This is a genomic window from Neptunitalea lumnitzerae (assembly GCF_027924185.1).
Taxonomy (GTDB): domain Bacteria; phylum Bacteroidota; class Bacteroidia; order Flavobacteriales; family Flavobacteriaceae; genus Neptunitalea; species Neptunitalea lumnitzerae.
Genome location: NZ_BRVO01000002.1, coordinates 754,565 through 776,151 on the forward strand (window position 1 = coordinate 754,565; position 21,587 = coordinate 776,151).

A 21,587-nucleotide genomic window follows, 5' to 3' on the forward strand; every position below is an offset into this window, starting at 1 on the left:
AAAAGGTATAGAATAGAAATTCTATACCTTTTTATTTTTCTGAACTGTAAGCATTTACACATTCTACCCTGTTAAAAAAACTACTTTAACATAAGTAAAAGTTATATTTTAAGTAATTTTGCATTTTATTAATAATTATATAACAAAATATGCAAAAATTTACTACTTATTTACTTTTATTATTTTGCGGGTTATATGGTTTTTCTCAAGGAACTGACTTCACAGATCCTATAGAAATTGCTTCACTTCCATATAACACCACAGATGACACCTCCAATTATGGAGATAACTATGATAACGGTGACAGTCCTTGCTCAAATTACTATTTAAGTGGAGACGATGTTGTGTATGCTTACACTCCATTAACAGACGGTACTTTTATCATTTCACTTAGTAATATTAGCAATACCTATGCAGGTATTCATGTTTTTGATGGTTTAATTGATGACGCTAACACTTCTTGTGTTGACTTTTTAGGAAACTCAAGTAGCAGTGGAGACATGAGCTTACAGGTTAGTTTAGATGCTTTTGTAACATATTATATTGTTTTTTCTACTTGGGCATCACCTCAGAGCTTTTCATATACATTTGACCTAACTGAATTAAATTGTACACAAGCTGTTGCTTCTACGGCAATTGGTGCTACTGATTGTACAACTTCAGAATTCTATGTAGATGTAGATGTTACTTCTCTTAACGATGGTGTATCTATTACAGATGGCACAAATACATGGCCTGTTACTACTACAGGTATTACATCTGTTGGTCCTTTTACGATAGGAAATAATGTAGGTCTTACCTTTACACATTCAGATAGTGCTTGTGACTTGGACTTAGGTACATTCGGATATATATGTCCTGCTACAAATGACGAGTGCGCTGATGCTATTGAATTAACAGTAAATGCAGATGAAAACTGTGGTGTTGTTACTTCAGGTCTTACTGTTGGTGCTACTGCTTCTTCTCAAACAGATGATGTTCCAGGTACACCAAACAACGATGTATGGTTTTATTTTACAGCTACTAGTACTGTTCATAATATCTCATTAAGTAACGTTATATCTGTTATCGGAAGTGATGATAGCAGTACAGACATGGCTATGGGACTGTATGACGGATCAGCTGGTTGTAGTGCACTTACTTTAATTGAAGGTAGTGACCCAAATAGCTTTCAAGCTTCAGGTTTAACAGTTGGAACTGATTACTACCTTAGAGTTTTTGGTTATTGGGATTCTATTCAAAATACAACTTTTGACGTTTGTGTTGGAACACCTCCATCACCACCTGCTAATAATGACTGTGCTAATGCAGACGTTATTTCTGTAGGAGCATACGGCGCTTGTAATTCTGTTAGTTTTGATAATACTTATGCTACTGACAGTGGTGTTGTTGGTAGTTGTGAAGGATTTGACAATGACGAAAAAGATGTTTGGTATAGTTTTACCACTAATAGTACAGATGGAATAACTCTTGAAGTTACCACAGGAACAAGTTCATATGTAGAAATAGCTATTTATGATAGCTGTGGAGGTTCTGAAGTATATTGCCAAGCTGGTTTAGATTCAGGTGAAAACCTAATTAATGTTTTACAAGCTAATACAACCTATATTTTACAAGTTTGGACAGAAGATTATGATGCTGATGCATATGAATTTTGTATTTCTGATCTTCCTGCTTGTCCAGATCCATCAGATTTAGGCGTAGCTAGCTTATATTCTACTTCTGCATGGTTAGAATGGAATGAAAACGGATCTGCTGCTAATTGGGATATCGAATGGGGCGTTGCAGGATTTACTCCTACAGGTACTCCAAATGTAAATGATACCATGGATAATCCTTATGAATTAACAGGATTATCTTTAGAAACAGATTACGATTTCTACGTAAGATCTGACTGTGGTATGAATGACACTGACGTTAGTGGATGGGTAGGCCCATATAGCTTTACTACGCTACCTACACCTCCTGCTAATGATGACTGCGCTAATGCAATTGAATTAACAGTGAATACTGATGATAGCTGTACCATTACTACTTCTGGCACAACGTTAGGAGCTTCGGCATCTGCACAAGCAGATGATGTTACAGGTTACCCTAATACCGATGTATGGTATTACTTTGAAGCTACAAGTGAACAACATACTATTTCTTTAAGTAATGTTACCAACATAGGTGGTGGTACCTCCACTAGTACAGATATGGGAATGGGATTATATGATGGTACAAACGGATGTAACGCACTTGCATTAGTTGATGATAGTGACCCAAATTCATTCCAAGTAAGTGGATTAACAATTGGTAACACATACTATGTACGTGTATATGGTTGGTATGAGTCCATTCAAAACAATACTTTTGACCTATGTATCAGTACACCTCCTGCTCCTCCTGCTAATGATGACTGTGATGGTGCATTTACTTTAACTGTTGAAGAAAACATTGCTACATTAGCAGATGCCACTCAAATACCTGGTACCATTGCTAGTGCTACAAATTCTGGTATCACAGCACCAACAGGTACAGCTAATGATGATGTATGGTTCAGTTTTGTAGCTACTACAACTGACATTACTATTGATGTTACCGATGATTTTGATGGTGTGATTGAATTATTCTCTGGTGATTGTAATGGACTTACTTCTATTGAGAATGACGATTATACTTATGCTACAGGAAACCCTAGAATCTCTAGAAATGATTTTGTGGTAGGACAAACCTATTATGTTAGAGTATATAATTATAGTAGTACCACCACTACTGCACCAGATTTTACCATTGCATTATGGACCTCTAACTCTTTAAGTTTAGATAGCTTTACAGATAATCAGTTTACTTATTTCCCTAACCCGGTAAATAATGTACTTAACTTAAAAGCTGAAAATACTATTGAGGCTGTTAACGTTTATAACCTTATCGGTCAAAAAGTATTAAATGTTACTCCAGGAGCTAATAACTACGAGTTAGATATGACTGCTGTAGTACCTGGAACTTATTTTGTAAATGTTATTATAAATAACACTTCAAAAACAATTAAGATTGTTAAGAAATAATTTTCCACAATTTTATATTATAAAAGCTACCGTATTACGGTAGCTTTTTTTTTATGGTTACATTTGCCGCATGGAACTATATTTTTCATTGGTAATTCCGGTTTTTAACAGACCAGAAGAAGTAGACGAGTTATTAGAAAGCTTAACCAAGCAAACCTACACAAAAGAATATGAAATAGTAATTGTTGAAGATGGCTCTACCCTAACCTCTGAAGAGGTGGTTGCTAACTACACAGACAAGCTAAATATTTCTTATTATTTTAAGCCTAATTCTGGCCCAGGTGCTTCTAGAAACTACGGCATGGCTATAGCAAAAGGTAATTACTACATTATATTAGATTCCGATTGTATTATTCCTCCAGATTATCTATACAATGCGCACCAGTATTTAGAAAACAATTATGTAGAATGTTTTGGAGGTAGAGATGCAGAACATACCTCTTTCTCTATACTGCAAAAAGCTATTAGTTATAGTATGACGTCCTTCTTAACTACTGGAGGCATTAGAGGAAGTAAAAAATCAGTCAACAAATTCCAACCTCGTAGCTTTAACATGGGCATTTCTAAAAAAGCTTTTGAAGCCACTGGAGGATTTGGAAAAATACATCCTGGTGAAGACCCTGATCTTACCATAAGAATTTGGAAAGCCGGCTTTGATACTGCCTACATAGACAATGCTTTTGTGTACCACAAAAGAAGAATTTCTTGGAAAAAGTTCTATCAACAAGTATATAAGTTTGGGTTAACAAGACCTATATTAAATCACTGGCATCCTGATAGTAAAAAAATAACCTACTGGTTCCCAAGTGTATTTGTAGTAGGCTTAACGCTAAGTGTTTTACTTAGTTTTTTTGGTATACCTTATCTATTGTACTGTTATAGCTTCTATTTTTTATTATTATTTTCTGAAAGTTTGTTAAAAAATAAAAGTTTACAAATAGCTATATTATCTTTAGTAGCCGTTATAATTCAATTTAGTGGTTACGGATATGCTTTTTTAAAGGCAAATATTATGCTAACTTTATATCATAAAGAACCACAAGAATTATTTCCAAAAGTTTTCTTTAAATAAGCGTATGAAAGAGAAAAATAAAAAATCGATTAAAACAGTTATAAAAAATAAAAAGACTGCTACCTTTTTAGTTTTTTTAGGCTTCTCTTCTATTATTTGGTTGCTCATAAAGCTTTCAAAAGAATATCAGCAAAACTATGATGTTACTCTTAAGTTTTATGAAACCGACAAACAAAAAATCATAACCAATCAAACCACTAAAACAGTTAGTGTTTTAATTAAATCTACCGGATTTCAGCTATTAAAATATAATTTAACTTCGAACGAATTTAATATAGATATAACTGATTTAGGAGATCAAGATATTGTTATTGATTTAGGGAACAACAGATATAAAAACGCCATGCAAAGACAAACTTTTAAAAGAAGTAACGTTTTAGGCGTAACCCCCGAAAAAGTAAATGTTACCGTAGATACCCTTACCAGTAAAGAGATTGAAGTAATACCTACCGTACAACTTATCTATAGAAATGGTTATCAGCTTAGTGATTCTGTAAAGGTATCTCCTAATTTTATAACAGCTTATGGCCCTTCCGAGTTTTTAGACTCGTTGAGTACTGTAAATACTGAATACATAAGCTTGGAAGATGTTTTTGATGATTTTGAAAAAACTGTAAAACTTACCCCTGCTAAAAATAAAGAAATCAATTATTCTCAAAATACAGTAACCATTAGTGGCTCTGTAGAGCGGTTTTCTGAAAAGGTTTTTGAACTTCCTGTGAGGTTTATAAATGTACCTGATCATGTGTCTATCAAATCTTTTCCTGAAGCAGTAAAAGTTGTATGTAAAGGTAATATTGAAGAACTCAAAGCGGCTTCAGTAAACGATTTTGATCTTATTTGTGATTATAACAATATAGACTCTACTTCTACTTTTGTAAAAACCAAAGTAAGAACTAAACCTAAAAATATTGATGTTGTAAAAATCAACGATGATAATTTTCAAGTACTAATTAGAAAAATGTAATTATGATTGTTGGCATAACAGGTGGTATAGGTAGCGGTAAAACAACCGTAGCAAAAATGTTTAAGGATTTAGGTGTACCAGTTTACATTTCAGATATAGAAGCTAAAAAGCTTATGGATACTTCAGCTAGTATTAAACATAAACTTGCTGATTTATTTGGAGCAGAAGCTGTAAATAATAATATCATCAACAGAGCATTTATAGCTAAAAAGGTTTTTAATAATAAAGAATTATTAAACCAACTAAATGCTATTGTTCATCCAGAAGTTAAAAAACATTTTGAACAATGGTACAACCAACAAACTACTCCATTTGTTATTAAAGAATCTGCTATTCTTTTTGAAACTGGCGAATACAAAAAAACAGATGTAATAATTACCGTAACAGCTCCGCTAGAAGTAAAGATAAACAGGGTTATAGAGCGTGACAACACTACAAAAGAAGCCGTTTTAGAACGGATGAAAAACCAGTGGACAGACGAGCAAAAAATTCCACTTTCTCACTATATCATAGAAAATACCAATTTAACAAGTACACTACAACAGGTTAAGGAATTACACCAATTACTTTATAAAAAAAAGAACACACTTTAATCTTTTAACATTATTGTTAAGGTTAGGTTAAAAGGCCTGAAATGTTAAAATTAAACTGTTAATTTTGGTCCGATGGGTAAGAAATTATTCGTATTGTTGGTTATTCTAATGAGCCTGTCGCTCATAGGAATTATATTTGTTCAGGGATATTGGATTAAAACATCGGTAGATGATAAGGAAGACCAATTTTCCATGAATGTGTCGTTGGCTTTAACCAGTGTTGCAGATGAGATACAAAACCGTGAAACTAAGTTATTTATAGAACGGTTAATTAACAGTGACATTGATTCTTTAGAACCAACCATAAAGTCTATTAAACAATTATTTTTAAAAGGCATTGACCAAAAAACGAATCAACCTTACATTTATTCGAATGAAATATTTGAAGAGGATTTTGGATACTCACCGCTCTTTGAAAATAGTTTAGATTCTATACAGCTTAAGCGATATTATAATATAAGTACTTTCACTACTGAAGGTACCGATGTTATAGATAACACACGCATCAATTCATCACAAGAGAATATTAGCAAAATTAGAAGGCTGAGTGACCTGGATAAGGCTATGTTTATGACAACCTACAAAGATGTCATTAAATCGTTTCCAATTACCAGAAGAACCTCTGTAGAAGAAATTAAAGCTTTGTTATCTAAAGAACTTAAAGAAAGAAATTTAGATCTTGCTTTTGAATTTGGTGTATATAGTGATGCTTTGGCAACAAAAATTAGATCAGAGAATTTTGAAATTGCTAAAAGAAATCAATACTCAACACCCTTATTCACTGATAACGATAATAAAAGTGAATATGATTTAATTGTTAGTTTCCCTAACAAAAAGAGATATCTAATTTCTTCTATTATAGTAATGGTAGTTTTATCTATTGCCTTTACCTTAATTATTATAATAGCGTATTCTAGTGCTCTTTTACAATTGTTACGTCAACGTCAGATTTCAGAAATCAAAACTGACTTTATAAACAATATGACGCATGAGTTTAAAACTCCAATTGCTACTATTAATTTGGCTTTAGATTCTGTAAAATCACCTAAAATAATGGCAGACCCTAAAAAGTTAGAGCATTATTTAAAAGTTATTAGAGAAGAAAATAAACGTATGCATGCGCAAGTTGAAAATGTTTTAAGAATCTCAAGATTAGAGAAAAATCAACTTAATATTTCTAAAGAACGTTTAGATGCGCATGACTTAATAGAAGATGCTATAACGCATGTTTTATTAATTGTAGAAGACAAAGGCGGTTATATTAATGAACATTTGAATGCAGAACGGTCAGACATACTGGCTAATGATGTTCATTTCACCAATATTTTGGTTAACATATTAGATAACGCAGTAAAATACTCTGAGGGACCACCTAAAATAGATGTGTTTACAGAAGTAGTAAAAAACAGTATCGTTATTAAAATTCAAGATCAAGGTATTGGTATGAGTAAAGCTGTATTAAAAAGAGCTTTTGAAAAATTTTATAGAGAACATACGGGAGACATTCATAACGTTAAAGGACATGGTTTAGGTCTGGCGTATGTTAAGAAAATAGTAGAAGATCACCAAGGAGAGGTATATGCAGAGAGTGAGAAAGGCAAAGGAAGTACCTTTTATATAAAGTTACCTTTAATTTAAAAAAACTATGGAGACAGTTAACAAAAAGATTTTATTAGTAGAAGACGATCCTAACTTCGGAATTGTTCTAAAAGATTATTTATCTATGAACGATTTTGACGTAGTATTGGCTAAGAACGGAATGGAAGGATTCGAAAAGTTTAAAAAAGATAACTATGACCTTTGTATTTTAGATGTAATGATGCCATATAAAGATGGTTTTACATTAGCCAAAGAGATTAGAGAAAAAAATGAAAACGTTCCTATCATCTTCTTAACTGCTAAAACAATGAAAGAAGATGTTTTAAAAGGTTATAAGGTTGGTGCTGATGATTACTTAAACAAACCTTTTGATTCTGAAGTACTGCTTGCTAAAATTCAAAGTATTATAAGTAGAAAGTCTGTAGACTCTATTGCAGATAGCAAACAATTTGAATTTACTATTGGTAAATTCCACTTAAACTCAAAGTTAAGATTCTTAACTTTTGAACAGGAAGAGCCAATAAAATTATCACCTAAAGAAAATGAGTTGCTACGTTTGTTAGCATTACATGAAAATGATTTAATGCCTCGTGAGTTAGCATTAACTAAAATTTGGAGAGACGATAACTACTTTACTTCAAGAAGTATGGACGTTTATATTGCCAAATTAAGAAAGTATCTTAAACAAGACGAAGATGTTGAAATTTTGAACATTCATGGAGAAGGTTTCCGTTTAGTAATTAAAAGCGAAGCTTAATCTATCAAAATATATAAAAAAAGAAAAGCACTGTAGTTTACAGTGCTTTTCTTTTTTATTTTACCTCAATTCCTTCTGTTAAATAAGAAATACCCTGTTGATTGAGTGTTCCTATCATTACTGCTTGAATTACCGGAACTGTATTCTTAAAATTACCTTCAATTAAAAAATTAGCTCCTGTACCACCCTCCTTGTCCTTTTCCTCAACTACAAAATCCATTGTTTCTAAAGGATTCAATACAATCGGTTTTTCTAAATAATGCTTAATTTCTTTACCATGTGTATTATAATAAGCCACAGTACGGATATAATTTTTTTCTGTGGTACTTGTATTTCTAACACTCAAGGTAATCGTTAAAGGTATTTTCATATTCTCAGAAGAACTATAAATCTCTGAATACACTGGCACATAAAACTTTGTTGTTTGAAGCGTATCAATAGCATCATTGGTATAATGCTCCTTTATCTTCTCCTCCAAACTTCCTGAGCTCTTCTTAACTTTATTGGTAGTATCTGAACAACCTACACCTAGTAGTAACACCATTACCAACGAAAAAAATATAGTTTTCATAGCCAAATTAATTAACTGTAAGTAAGGTATCTAATTTTTCTGTAATCTCCGCTATAGATTCCTGATAATTGAACCAAAGAATTGCTTCATTTTTTCTAAACCAGGTTAATTGTCGTTTAGCAAACCTACGAGTGTTTTTCTTCACTTCTTCTATTGCAGTAGGCAAATCATACGTACCATTTAAATACTCATAAAACTCACGGTACCCAACTGTTTGCAATGCATTTAAATGTTTGTAAGGCGCTAACCGCTTCACCTCATCTAATAATCCATTCTCCAACATAATATCAACCCTTTGGTTTATTCTGTTGTATATGATAGAACGTTCTGCTTCTAAGCCAACATAAATTACTTCAAAATTTCGTTTTTCTTTTCCTTTATTCAGAAATGAAGAATAGGGTTTACCCGTTCCTATACAAATCTCTAAAGCCCGTATTAATCTATGTGGGTTAGCAATATCTACTTTCTCATAATATTCAGGATCTAATGCTAATAACTTTTGCTGTAATTCCTCTATATTTTTTGTATTCAAGGTAGCTCTAATAGCTGGGTCTACATCCGGAAAATAATCCAATCCCTTAGTAACTGCATCAACATATAAGCCACTCCCTCCAACTACAATTACAACATCTTTAGTTGTAAATAATTCATTCAAATTAGCAATAGCATCTCTTTCAAAATCGCCCACACTATAAGGCTCTTGTATACTTATATGCTGTATAAAATGATGTTTAGCGGCAGCTAACTCGTCTTTTGAAGGTACAGCCGTACCGATTTCCATTTCTCTAAAAAACTGTCTGGAATCTGCAGATAAAATATCTGTATGATAATGATTAGCCAACTTAATACCCAAAGCTGTTTTACCAATAGCTGTAGGACCTACTACACAAATAATATATTTTTTCCCTTTCGTATTCAACTCGTATACATTTTTAGTAGCTCAAACTTCTACTTATAATTTCTCACCACAATTATAACAATATTCGGCTTCATCTCTATGATCATCTTTATGACAATTACTACACACCTGCGTATTGGTTTGCACTTTAGACTGCTTAGCAAATTCTACCGTTACAATACCTGTTGGTACTGCTATAATACCATAACCTAAAATCATGATTAATGAAGCTAAAAACTGGCCTAAATTAGTTGCCGGAGCAATATCTCCATAACCAACTGTAGTTAATGTAACTATAGTCCAATAAATACTTCTTGGTATGCTAGTAAAACCACTTTCGGCACCTTCCACCAAATACATGATGGTTCCTAAAATAACCGATATGATTAATACCGTATAAATAAACACCAATATTTTAGTTCTACTAGCTCTTATAGCTTCTTTTAACTGGGCTGCTTCTCCTAAAAACCTAACCAGTTTTAAAATTCTGAACACACGCAATAAGCGTAATGCTCTAAATGCTATTAGCACATGAGAACCCACAAAAAAGTAAGAAAGGTATAATGGTATAGTAGATATAAAGTCTATAATTCCGTAAAAACTAAAAACATATTTTAAAGGTTTCTTAATACAAACAATTCTTAAAATATACTCAATCGAAAATAAAATAGTAATAATCCATTCTAATACTAAAAATAGATCTCCGTAGTGAGCCTCTATAGAAGCAACAGACTCTAGCATTACCAAGGCAATGCTTACTCCAATTAAAAAAAGCAGTACTATATCAAACCATTTACCAGCAGCTGTATCTGCTTCATAAATAACTTCATAGAGCTGCTTTTTCCAATTTCTTTGTTGCATATTAGTTTTTAACCTTTTTTAAAATAAGGGTCATATTGTTTATATCTACCAATTTACTAAATGCTTTTTTAAGTTCGTCATATTCTTCTGGTTGAAATACCGACTTATACACATAAAAATCTACTTTAAAACTAATATCATTACCCTGTGTTAATACCTTAAAGTCTACTTTCAACAAATTATCGTAAGTATACGTAAAACTTTCCGGAATATTTGAAACCTCATACGCATCATCTAATTTCACTAAAATATTGATAGAATACCCATTAGGATAGCCAAAATTTACAGGATATTGTCTTTCTTCTAATTTAAACGGATTCTCATCATATAGTAATCCGTCTAAAGGAGATAAGAAAATCTGATCTTGATTCAAATCATCTTCATACTCAACTTCAAAAGACTCTATAAGTAGCTTTTCAGGATCTGTTGGATTTATATTTCTATAATTACTTACAAACGCATTATTATCATCGCTTAAACTGTTTTCTAAAGATTCTATATAATCATCTTTACTTTTACTATTGATAGATTTTCTTCTTTTAACAGCAAAAAAGCCAGTATACTTATTAGACATTTTAGTAGTTACAGCTCCTTCTTCATCTATTTCAAACTGTCCAAAAATAGTAGAGGTAGATAATGATGATATATAAATATTATCCCAATAGCTATCATTTTTAAAATCTACTACCCTTCCATAATCGTTTAATGCTCTTAAAGGCAATAAACCAAATGGTAAGTATTTATCGGTAATATCTAAATAATAGATTTTTTCATCTAAAACCAATTTTACAATTAAATAATTAAACTCATCCATTACAGGATACAAAAGAGTTGCAACGCCGTCTTCTCGTTCTCTAACTAATACAGGATATGCCTCAAAACCTGATGCCTTTAGCATATTATATAAAATAAGATTTAACTCTTCTCTTCTCCCTTTTTTATTTTCAAAAGCATCTTTACAATCTATATCGGTAAATAAATAATGGTAATCACCATTCCAAACTAAGGTATTCTGTAAGTAATAATAAATAGCTTTTGCCTTATCAATACTCATTGGTAACGCAGCTAAATCATTTGGAATTAGTTTTTTAAAAGCATTTTCTTTACGGGCTTGCTTACCAAAATCTGCTGTTTTAATTTCATGATCTACATCTTCCCAAGTTCGTGTATAATACTTTTTAGCCCCTTGAAAATTTTGCGTCTCTCTTAACTCATAGGTAATATGAGAGATATAATTCTTTTTAGATGTCATATACTTCTCCTCCTTAAAGGCAGGTATATCCTCCATCACATACGTGTCTATAGCACAATCTGCTGCACTAGAATAAAATGCCTCAACGCATTTCTTTTCTATATCAGAATCTTGCTTACTAAATTTTAAAAAGCCGACTAACTTTCCGTTAAACTTTAAATTCGCTGGTATTTTTGTATAAAACTCACTGTACAACTTTGGAATATCCGATTGAAAATTCCAATCTGATATAACATAATAATAAGAAGATCTAATGGTATACTCTACATCAAATACAGTTCCCTCTTTAACTTTAGGTATTGTAAATTTTGCATATTCATGGTTATCATCTTTCTTCTCAATCATCACATCATCCATGCTTATACCTACTGGCGGGCTATCCATATTATAAGATTGTGCACGCAAGGCTGTAAGTTTTTCTCGGTAACCACCTTTATCACTAATGTATAACCTTAAAGAATAAGTAGCTTTATCAAACGCAGCATTATCAAAAATTTTAACTCTGGTTTTATAGGTAAACTCCTTATAAAATCCATCTTCAGAATTATACTTAATTTCTACTGCTCCCCTTTCATAAAGTACCAGAGCTGGCGCTTCAGGATCTTTCTCATACGAAGTCATTTGTAAGGTTTCAGCATCTGCAAAACCATACTTGTACGCTTTCTCTTGTGCAAAGCTAAAAGCAAACACAAAAGAAAGTGCAAACGATAAAATTGTTTTCATTATTGGTTGTTAGGTTTCTAAATTTATAATCTTTAATACTTTTCGTTTCCTCAAATACGATTGGATTATATGCTGAGCGTTTCCATTATTTTGTAAAGGGGTTATAATGTTTTCTAAAACGCTTATATGGTTAATTTGATAATTAAGGTTATAAAAACCAATACCTTTTAACTGATTATCTTTTATTAAAATAACACTTCTTTCATCTACACTACGGCCTTTATCTACCACAGCCATATTACTGTATGGGTAACTATAAAATGTAATAGCAGCCTCAAACCGTTGGTTATAATCTTCAACAGGTTCTTTCTGTATACAAGCACCATAGCACTTATCTATAGTGTAATTAAAGCAATTCTTTTTAGCCTCTGACAACCCTAGCAACTTATGGCATAATGTATAATCATCTGCCATTTTGTATAAGGCATTTTTTGCCTCAAATATGGTGGTAAACGTCATTAAAGGAATTGCGCCTCTCATATCAGACACTTTTTTAATAACCACAGTTTTATAACCGTGTTCCGTAACCTCTAAGTAAAATCCGAAATTAAAAATCGTTCGTTTTCTACTCTTATTCAGTTTCGGTTTATTTACTTTAATTTCTTCATTTTCCTTTAAGAGCGCTACCAATTCACTTCCCGTTTCTTCATAGGTAACGGCTGCCACATCACGTTGTATTATCAAAGCACTTTTATTTTTATTGGTAAAATGCTGATTAACGCGCTTTTTAATATTCTTACTCTTACCTATATAAATAATTTCACCATCGTTTTTATGAATATAATAAACTCCGGTTACAGAAGGTAATTGATCTATAATATCTAATAGTTTTGGAGCCATTTTATGCTCCATATCAGATTTAATTGCGTTTCTTATAATCTCTTTAGAAGAATCTTTAGACAATAGTAACTTAAATAACTTTACAGTTGCCATGGCATCTCCGTTAGCACGGTGTCTATCACTTACAGGTATTCCTAATGACCTTACCAACTTCCCTAAACTATAAGAAGGTTTGTCTGGTATTAGCTTTTTAGATAATTCAACGGTACAAAGTGTATTTCTAGAATAATCAAATCCTAAACGCTTAAATTCAGTCCGTAAAATTCTATAGTCAAACTTTGCATTATGTGCTACAATAATACAGTCTTCAGTAATTTCAACAATACGCTTAGCCACCTCAAAAAATTTGGGAGCTGTTTGTAACATCTTATTGTTAATACCAGTAAGCTTTACAACAAAGGGCTGTATTTCTTTCTCTGGGTTTACTAATGAAATAAATTGATCTACTACGGTATGTCCATCATATCGGTAAATAGCTATTTCGGTAATCCCCTCTTCATTAAATTTACCGCCGGTAGTTTCTATATCTAAAATTGCGTACACAAATAATCTTCTTTAAGCATACAAGTTACTGATAATTTCTGGCACCAAAAATACTACTTCCAATTCTTACCATAGTACTGCCATTTTCTATGGCTATTTTATAATCACCACTCATACCCATAGAAAGAATTTCCATGTTTAGGTTAATAGTAGTAGAGGCGTTAATTTTATCAAATAAACCTTTTAAACCCTTGAACTCTCTAGCAATTTGGTTTTCGTCTTCTGTAAACGTAGCCATTCCCATAAGGCCTACTACTTCTACATTTTTTAAAAGGGCAAATTCCTCTAAATTAAAAATAGATAATAGCTCATTTTCATCAAATCCAAACTTGGTATCCTCTTCCGCTATATGCACTTGCAACAAACATTTAATTACTCTGTCACATTTAGCGCCTTGTTTATCAATTTCTTTAAGCAACTTAAAGCTATCCACGCCATGAATCAAGCTCACATACGGAGCCATATATTTCACCTTATTACGTTGCACATGACCTATCATATGCCATTCGATATCTTTTGGCAACTGCTCCCATTTATCGGTCATTTCTTGGATTTTGTTTTCTCCAAAAACGCGTTGACCCGCATTATAAGCCTCTTCCAAATCTGAAACAGGTTTGGTTTTAGAAACCGCTACTAAGGTTACATGTGTAGGCAAGGTTGCCTTTATAGTGCTTAAATTATCTTTTATACTCATAAATTAAAATTCATAAATGGTTAAGCCACTTAGTAGCTTAGGTTCAATATACGTACTCTTTGGAGGCATTTGCAAACCCGCATCAGCTATTTGCTTTAATTCTGTAATGGCAACAGGTAACATTCCAAAACCTACATCAAACTCCTTTTCATCAATCAGCTTCTTCATACGTATACTATTATCTTTACCAGACAAATACGCAATTCTATTATCATTTCTTAAATCATGAATACCTAATATAGGTTCTAAAATTAGGTTATACAGTAGTTGCGTATCCAACTCACCCAAAGGGTCTTGAAAATTGTAATAGGACTTTCTTAAATATAACGAATAAAATTCACCATCTAAATACATACTAAAATGATGCTTTTTAGAGGGTTTATATAATTCAATGCCCCTATTTTCAATTCTGAAAATTTCATCGAGTCTAAACAGAAATTCTTCTTTAGTTAATCCGTTTAAACCTTTCACTAATCTGTTAAATTCAGATATATGTAAATTAGATTCTGGTATTAAGAAGCTTAGAAAGTAATTATACTTTTCATTTCCGGTTTGCGGAAACATTTCTTCAGCAAGTAATTTAGAAGATGCTGACCTATGGTGTCCATCTGCAATATAAAGTGCATTCATGCTTTCAAAGTGCCCAGCTATAATAGCAATACTCTCTTTATCTACAATTTTCCATAATGAATGTAATTGCTGCTCTACCACTGCAAAGTTATAATCTGCTTCACCCTGAGTTCTTTTCTCAATAACTGCATTAATAGCATCATCATCAGGGTATGTGAGCAGTACAGGCTCTGTATTAAACCCAACTACTTTTAAATACTCTTTAAATACTTCTTCACGTTTCTGAATAGTATCTTCATGCTTTTTAATCACATCATTTTTATAATCTTCTATACTGGCAGCGGCAATAATACCCGTATATATATTATGATGTGTTTGTATTCTGTAAATATAATAAGCCTCTTGCGTGTCATACTCATATACTTCACGCTCATGAAATTCTAAGTATCTATTTTTAACCATATTAAAGCGTTGCACTCCACTAATCTCATGCTGAAACTTAAATCCAGGAGTAAGAATGTGAAGGAAGGAATAAGGATTATACGCCAATTTAGCTTTTAGCTCCTTCTTCTTGTAAGTTTCATAAGATCTTGAAACGACTAAGGAAACAAAAGCCTTATTAGGTAATACCGCTTTAAATGGCAACACTTTTGGCATTATGAAAACATTTTAGCTACTGTTTCTGCTTTTTTAGATTGACTATAATCGTAAAATCCCTCTCCAGATTTTACCCCTAATTTACCTGCCATTACCATATTCACCAATAACGGACATGGAGCATATTTAGGGTTTTTAAAGCCATCATACATTACATTTAATATAGATAAACATACATCTAAACCAATAAAATCTGCCAACTGTAATGGCCCCATAGGATGTGCCATCCCTAATTTCATTACCGTATCAATTTCACTTACACCAGCAACTCCATTGTATAAAGTTTCTATACTTTCATTTATCATTGGCATTAAAATACGGTTTGCTACAAACCCAGGATAATCATTTACCTCTACAGGCACCTTACCTAAGGTTTTAGACAATTCCATTACCGTACTGGTAACTTCATCAGACGTACTGTATCCTTTTATAACTTCTACCAACTTCATAATTGGCACAGGATTCATAAAGTGCATCCCAATTACCTGTTCTGGTCGGCTAGTTACTGCCGCTATTTTAGTAATAGATATAGAAGATGTATTAGTAGCTAACACGGTTTTGCTATCGCAAACTTTATCTAAATTTTTAAATATTGATAGTTTTAAGTCTACATTTTCAGTAGCTGCCTCTACTACTAAATCTACTCCACTTACCCCTTCTTCTAGTTTTGTAAACGTAGTAATATTGGCAAGTGTTTCGTTTTTTTGAGCTTCCGTTATTTTTTCTTTAGCCACCATCCTATCTAAATTGGCACTAATGGTATGCATCCCTTTAGCTAAAGCCTCTTCAGATATATCTATTAAATGTACTGTAAAGTTATATTGGGCAAATGTATGCGCTATACCATTACCCATAGTACCCGCCCCAATAACAGCTATATTCTTCATAATTTTTTGGTATTAATTATTATCAAATGCTTTTATTATTTCTTTAGCAACTCTAAGTGCTTCGGTACCTTGTTGTAAAGAAACTATGGGGGTAGTATTATTTTCTATAGCATCGGCAAACGTTTCTAATTCATCTAAAATAGCGTTGTTTGCTTCAATATCCGGATTTTCAAAATAAATTTGTTTGCGCTCTCCTTCTGCATTTTGAAGAATCATATCAAAATCTCCAGGTACTTCAGGTGCATCTTTCATTTTTACAACTTCAACTTTCTTTTCTAAAAAGTCAACTGCTATATAAGCATCTCTTTGAAAAAATCTAGACTTACGCATATTCTTTAAAGAAATTCTACTTGCGGTTAAGTTTGCTACACAACCGTTTTCAAATACAAGTCTGGCATTAGCTATATCTGGTGAATGACTAATTACTGAAACACCACTAGCACTAACATGCTTTACTTTAGAGTTTACCACACTTAAAATAGCATCTATATCATGTATCATTAAATCTAATACCACTGGCACATCTGTACCTCTAGGATTAAATTCAGCCAATCTATGAGCTTCTATAAACATAGGGGTATTAATCTTGTCTTTAACAGAAGTAAACGCAGGGTTAAAACGTTCTACATGGCCTACTTGCCCTTTAACTCCGTATTCCTCACTTAACTTAATTAAAGACTCTGCCTCTTCAATAGTATTAGAAATAGGCTTTTCGATAAAAATATGTTTCTTATTTTCAATAGCCTTTACAGCACATTCATAATGCGAAAGTGTAGGCGTTACAATATCTACCACATCTACTGCCGCTATTAAAGCCTCAATAGTATCAAAATAGGTATACCCAAATTCTTCGGTAATTTTAGCAGCGTTTTCTTTATCAGGATCATAAAATCCTACTAACTCGTATTTATCTGATTGATTAAGTAATCTTAAATGTATTTTTCCTAGATGACCTGCACCTAAAACTCCTGCTTTAAGCATATAATTATTGTTTTTTACAAAAATAAAGTTTCTCACAGGGTTAGGCAATAAATATGCCCAGCAAAAGCACCCTATAGAACGCTTTGTTAGTATCTTTTTAATCAATATAAAGGTAGTATTATTATTTTTGCCATCACAATCCTAACACTAACCATTTTCAAATGCTAAAAGATACACCAAAACACCAAGGTAAAAGAAACCAATTAATAGATATATTGGCTCAAAAAGGTATTACCGATACTAAGGTGTTAGAGGCTATGAAGCATATCCCTAGGCATTTATTTATGGACAGTACTTTTGAAGATCATGCCTACCAAGACAAAGCATTCCCAATTGCTGCCGGGCAAACCATATCACAACCGTTTACAGTTGCATTTCAAACACAGTTACTAGAGGTTAAACCAACCGATAAAATTTTAGAAATTGGAACCGGTAGTGGTTACCAATGTGCCCTTTTAGTTGCACTTGGAGCCAAAGTATTTTCGATAGAAAGACAACTAGAGTTGTTTAAAAAAACCAACTTGTTTTTACCCAAAATTGGTTTAAAACCTAAAAAACTTATTTTTGGTGATGGTTACAAAGGCTTACCAGACGAGGCTCCGTTTGATAGCATTATTGTAACTGCAGGTGCACCTTTTATCCCAAAAGCATTACTAGGGCAACTAAAAATTGGTGGTAGACTTGTTATACCTGTTGGAGACGACCCACAGATAATGACGCTACTTGTGAGAACTGATACTAAAAAGTTTGAAAAAACTACCTTTGGTGAGTTTAGGTTTGTACCTATGTTACAAAACAAAAATTAATTGTAATACAGCACCCATTTACCAAAGTCTTTTGTGTGCGGTAACTTCTCCTTTATAAAGTTAAACGGAGGGTATACACCATACTTCTTTTTTACAAGTACATAATTGGCCCCCGAATCTAAAAGCTCTTTAAATCTATCGGCTTCAGATTTCAAGTATACATTAATGAGATGATTTTTATATTTATCATTCGCTTGAAACTCTATCTCTCTCACCACTGTATCATGTAAATAGTTTACCGTGTAAAACTCTGAATTGGTATAAAATGGAATTGAGTTGATTAAAAAGTCAAATGCAAAGATTTTTTTATCTGAATCAGCAGGTTGTTGTTCTATAAATGCTACTATAGGTTTAAAAGAGTTTAGGGCATCTCTGTTGTTTTTCATAAAAAACGTACCTGAAACTAAAACCATAGAAAAAAAGAACAATCCCATACCATACACCACTCCAGGTTTTCTAACAGATTTAAAAAATTTAAAGTAAACTATTAGAAATAAAATTAGTGCTATCAATACTAATACCAACTGAGTTAAAGGTATAGTTATGGTTTCTACTTTATAAAAGTAAAGTACAACACACGCCATAGCATATATTAGTATTAAACTAATATAGGCTATTTTCATTGCCTTTATTACCCTATCAGAAGTAAAAGACAATAACCTTACAATAAGAATTGCAATCATCCAAAAAGCAGGCAGTATATAAAATATACGTTTAGTAACTATTGACGAGAATATAACAATAATTATTACGGTATTCCATAAAAGCACTTTATCTACTCTATTATTAATCTTCCATAATTTTTTACCAGAAGCAAAAAATGAAATCACATAAGGAAATAATACTCCTAGTAGAATTGGCAGATAAAACCAAAAAGGCTGATCTCTATGAAACGACTTTGAAGCTATTCTACTAACAGTTTGCTTTATAATAAAATAATCTAACACTTCTGGCTTATTATAAATTAGTAAGAAATACCATAGTCCTCCTACTACTATAAATAGTATAAACCCTAATACATGATGCATAGTTATTTTAAAACGCTCTTTTAAAACAGTGCGATAAATAATCACAAAACTCAATAAAAACAATAACCCTACAGGTCCTTTAGTTTCAAAAGATATACCCATAAACAAATAGTACAGGTATAAGTGATAATTACCCTTATGATGAATATAGGACAACCAATGAAAAACTCCAGCAATAATAAAGGTTGTAAGATAAATATCGGTAGTAAGATTTCTACCTGCCATGAGTACTATTGGTATGGTAAAGTAACAAATAGCAGCGTACAATGCTAGTTTTCTATTTTTGTAAAGTAAATCTACAATTTTATAAACCAGCAACAGTTGAATAACAACGGCCAATTGTAAAAAAAACCTAGCACCAAATTCATTTATCCCAAAAATCTGATATCCTAATACTGTTAAATAATATGTTACCGGTGGCTTATGAAAATGGTAAACACCCAGTAATTTAGGATATAAATAATTATTAGACAGTAACATTTCCCTGCTAATTTCTGCATACCTAGCCTCGCTTGTTTCTGCTACACCCCATGCTCCCAAATTAAAAAAAAGCACAAAAGTTACCAATACAGCAAATAGAAGAAAATGCTTGTTTTGTTTTAACATCATTCCTTTAAACAACTAATTTTTATTTTAAAAATAGATAATTTATGTCAAACTATTACATACCTTATATAAAATAACTTTTATAAAACAACTCATTTTAACGTACTTAAGGTAAAAAATACGTATAAATACTAATAAAATTGGTAACCAAAACATCTAAGTTTGTCATGTAATCATTACTAAATGACTCCTCTCATTTTAATGTTTTGCAACCAGCATTACCTAATAAGTATGCTATGTAAGTTTAAGCAATAAGTTTTTATTGTTTCAAGGTTTGGGGTGAAAGGCTACTTTTATAGTAGCTTTTCTTTTTATATAATTAAGCTAAAAACTCAATCTTGAGAAAGGCTATTTATAAGCCTTTTTAATTCTATCAAGGTTTCGTTTATTATCTCTATCCTTAATAGTTTCTCTTTTATCATAGAGCTTCTTACCTTTAGCCAAAGCTATATCCATTTTAGCTAAGCCCTTATCCGTTAAAAATACTCTTAAAGGTACAATGGTATTACCCGAGTTTTTAACCTCTTTATGTAACTTTCTTAGTTCTTGCTTTTGTAAAAGTAATTTACGTTCTGTTTTAGGCTTATGGTTATAATGTGTACCATAAGCGTATTCTTCTATATTCATATTTACCACAAAAAGCTCTCCACCTTCATTAAATTCACAAAAGCTTTCTGCTATAGAGGCTTTACTTAATCTAATAGACTTGATTTCTGTACCCGTTAATACAATACCTGCGGTGTACTTATCAAGAATTTCATATTCAAATCTAGCTCTCTTATTTTGTATGTTAATCTTTTTCTGCATAGGAAGGCAAAATTACAATATTTTTTAGCAACTATGCATAGCTGCCATTCACCAATCTAAAATAAAAAAGGGATACTGTAATTACAGTATCCCTTTTTATAAAATTTTGATAATATTTTCTAAACTAATGAAAGAGCTATTTCAATCATTTCTTTAAAAGTTGTTTCTCTATCTTGACTGCTTGTAGCTTCATGAGTAACCAAACTATCTGAAATGGTTAACACAGACAATGCCTCTACGCCAAACTTAGCAGCTGTAGTATATAAAACAGCTGTTTCCATTTCTACACAAAGTACTCCATGAGAAGCCCATTTTTTATAATACTCAGGATTGTCTTGATAAAAAATATCACTACTCAAAATGTTTCCTGCTTTATAGCTTATTCCTTTGTTTTCTGCAAAATCAGCAGCTTTGCGTAATAAATTAAAACTAGCAGTAGGAGCAAATGTTTCACCATGAAAAGTAGCATTATTAATACTACTGTTGGTAGATGCAGACATTGCAAGTACAATATCTCTTAAGGCAACTTCCTTCTGATAAGAACCTGCACTACCCACTCTAATTAATTTTTTAACTCCATAGTCGTTTATCAACTCATGAGCATAAATTCCAATAGAAGGAATTCCCATTCCACTTCCTTGTACAGAAACTCTTTTACCATTATACAATCCGGTAAAACCAAGCATTCCTCTTACATTATTATATTGCTTTACATCGGTTAAAAAATGTTCAGCAATCCATTTTGCACGTAATGGGTCTCCTGGCAATAATACCGTTTCTGCAATCTCTCCTACTTCAGCTCCTATATGTAAACTCATACAGCCT

19 protein-coding genes are annotated in these 21,587 nt (G+C 32.2%); 7 read left to right on the forward strand and 12 right to left on the reverse strand.

Going from position 1 to position 21,587, the window contains the following annotated elements; all coding sequences use genetic code 11:
• Positions 1-149 precede the first annotated feature (149 nt).
• The 6 genes from Y10_RS10535 to Y10_RS10560 all read left to right on the forward strand — a co-directional run bounded on the left by Y10_RS10535 (position 150) and on the right by Y10_RS10560 (position 8,038).
• Entirely contained in the window at positions 150-3,050 is a 2,901-nt protein-coding gene (locus Y10_RS10535) for a T9SS type A sorting domain-containing protein (protein WP_281765348.1), read from the forward strand.
• 70 nt (positions 3,051-3,120) lie between these two features.
• Entirely contained in the window at positions 3,121-4,122 is a 1,002-nt protein-coding gene (locus Y10_RS10540) for a glycosyltransferase (protein ID WP_281765349.1), read from the forward strand.
• Positions 4,123-4,126: 4 nt separating this feature from the next.
• Positions 4,127-5,089 (forward strand): CdaR family protein, encoded by a 963-nt coding sequence (locus Y10_RS10545; RefSeq protein WP_281765350.1) that lies wholly within the window; start codon positions 4,127-4,129, stop codon positions 5,087-5,089.
• 2 nt (positions 5,090-5,091) lie between these two features.
• Positions 5,092-5,682 (forward strand): dephospho-CoA kinase, encoded by a 591-nt coding sequence (gene coaE, locus Y10_RS10550; RefSeq protein WP_281765351.1) that lies wholly within the window; start codon positions 5,092-5,094, stop codon positions 5,680-5,682.
• 72 nt (positions 5,683-5,754) lie between these two features.
• Complete coding sequence (locus tag Y10_RS10555; RefSeq protein ID WP_281765352.1) at positions 5,755-7,320, forward strand: sensor histidine kinase; 1,566 nt, start codon at positions 5,755-5,757, stop codon at positions 7,318-7,320.
• A gap of 7 nt (positions 7,321-7,327) precedes the next feature.
• Positions 7,328-8,038 (forward strand): response regulator transcription factor, encoded by a 711-nt coding sequence (locus Y10_RS10560; protein ID WP_281765353.1) that lies wholly within the window; start codon positions 7,328-7,330, stop codon positions 8,036-8,038.
• Between the two features lie 55 nt (positions 8,039-8,093).
• Here the strand turns inward: Y10_RS10560 and Y10_RS10565 are convergent, their stop codons facing one another.
• The 9 genes from Y10_RS10565 to Y10_RS10605 are packed head-to-tail and all read right to left on the reverse strand — an operon-like array spanning position 8,094 to position 17,515.
• On the reverse strand, positions 8,094-8,609 hold the full coding sequence (locus tag Y10_RS10565) for a DUF3124 domain-containing protein (RefSeq protein WP_281765354.1): 516 nt from the start codon (positions 8,607-8,609) through the stop codon (positions 8,094-8,096).
• Positions 8,610-8,616: 7 nt separating this feature from the next.
• The gene (miaA, locus tag Y10_RS10570; protein ID WP_281765355.1) at positions 8,617-9,528 is read right to left on the reverse strand and encodes a tRNA (adenosine(37)-N6)-dimethylallyltransferase MiaA; all 912 of its coding nucleotides are present in this window, start codon (positions 9,526-9,528) and stop codon (positions 8,617-8,619) included.
• Positions 9,529-9,561: 33 nt separating this feature from the next.
• Complete coding sequence (locus tag Y10_RS10575) at positions 9,562-10,368, reverse strand: ion transporter (protein WP_281765356.1); 807 nt, start codon at positions 10,366-10,368, stop codon at positions 9,562-9,564.
• A gap of 1 nt (position 10,369) precedes the next feature.
• Positions 10,370-12,343 (reverse strand): hypothetical protein, encoded by a 1,974-nt coding sequence (locus Y10_RS10580; protein WP_281765357.1) that lies wholly within the window; start codon positions 12,341-12,343, stop codon positions 10,370-10,372.
• A 9-nt stretch (positions 12,344-12,352) separates the two neighbouring features.
• The gene (locus Y10_RS10585; protein ID WP_281765358.1) at positions 12,353-13,726 is read right to left on the reverse strand and encodes an exonuclease domain-containing protein; all 1,374 of its coding nucleotides are present in this window, start codon (positions 13,724-13,726) and stop codon (positions 12,353-12,355) included.
• Positions 13,727-13,751: 25 nt separating this feature from the next.
• Entirely contained in the window at positions 13,752-14,420 is a 669-nt protein-coding gene (locus tag Y10_RS10590) for a YggS family pyridoxal phosphate-dependent enzyme (protein ID WP_281765359.1), read from the reverse strand.
• A 3-nt stretch (positions 14,421-14,423) separates the two neighbouring features.
• Positions 14,424-15,647 carry a DUF1015 domain-containing protein gene (locus Y10_RS10595; RefSeq protein WP_281765360.1) on the reverse strand — a complete coding sequence of 408 codons (1,224 nt, stop codon included), beginning with the start codon at positions 15,645-15,647 and terminating at the stop codon, positions 14,424-14,426.
• On the reverse strand, positions 15,647-16,534 hold the full coding sequence (locus Y10_RS10600; RefSeq protein WP_281765361.1) for a 3-hydroxyacyl-CoA dehydrogenase family protein: 888 nt from the start codon (positions 16,532-16,534) through the stop codon (positions 15,647-15,649). Before Y10_RS10600 ends, Y10_RS10595 begins: the two co-directional genes overlap by 1 nt.
• Positions 16,535-16,546: 12 nt before the next feature.
• Complete coding sequence (locus Y10_RS10605; protein ID WP_281765362.1) at positions 16,547-17,515, reverse strand: Gfo/Idh/MocA family protein; 969 nt, start codon at positions 17,513-17,515, stop codon at positions 16,547-16,549.
• A gap of 161 nt (positions 17,516-17,676) precedes the next feature.
• Here Y10_RS10605 and Y10_RS10610 point away from each other — a divergent pair, with 161 nt between their 5' ends.
• A complete protein-coding gene (locus tag Y10_RS10610; RefSeq protein ID WP_281765363.1) occupies positions 17,677-18,321 on the forward strand; it encodes a protein-L-isoaspartate(D-aspartate) O-methyltransferase in 645 nt (214 codons plus the stop codon).
• Here the strand turns inward: Y10_RS10610 and Y10_RS10615 are convergent.
• The 3 genes from Y10_RS10615 to deoD form a co-directional block, all read right to left on the reverse strand.
• Positions 18,318-19,958 (reverse strand): ArnT family glycosyltransferase, encoded by a 1,641-nt coding sequence (locus Y10_RS10615; RefSeq protein WP_281765364.1) that lies wholly within the window; start codon positions 19,956-19,958, stop codon positions 18,318-18,320. The two genes, Y10_RS10610 and Y10_RS10615, sit on opposite strands and share 4 nt — an antisense overlap.
• Before the next feature lie 345 nt (positions 19,959-20,303).
• Positions 20,304-20,762, reverse strand: a complete 459-nt coding sequence (smpB, locus tag Y10_RS10620; protein ID WP_281765365.1) for an SsrA-binding protein SmpB — start codon at positions 20,760-20,762, stop codon at positions 20,304-20,306.
• A gap of 119 nt (positions 20,763-20,881) precedes the next feature.
• Entirely contained in the window at positions 20,882-21,580 is a 699-nt protein-coding gene (gene deoD / locus Y10_RS10625; protein WP_281765366.1) for a purine-nucleoside phosphorylase, read from the reverse strand.
• Positions 21,581-21,587: the final 7 nt, after the last annotated feature.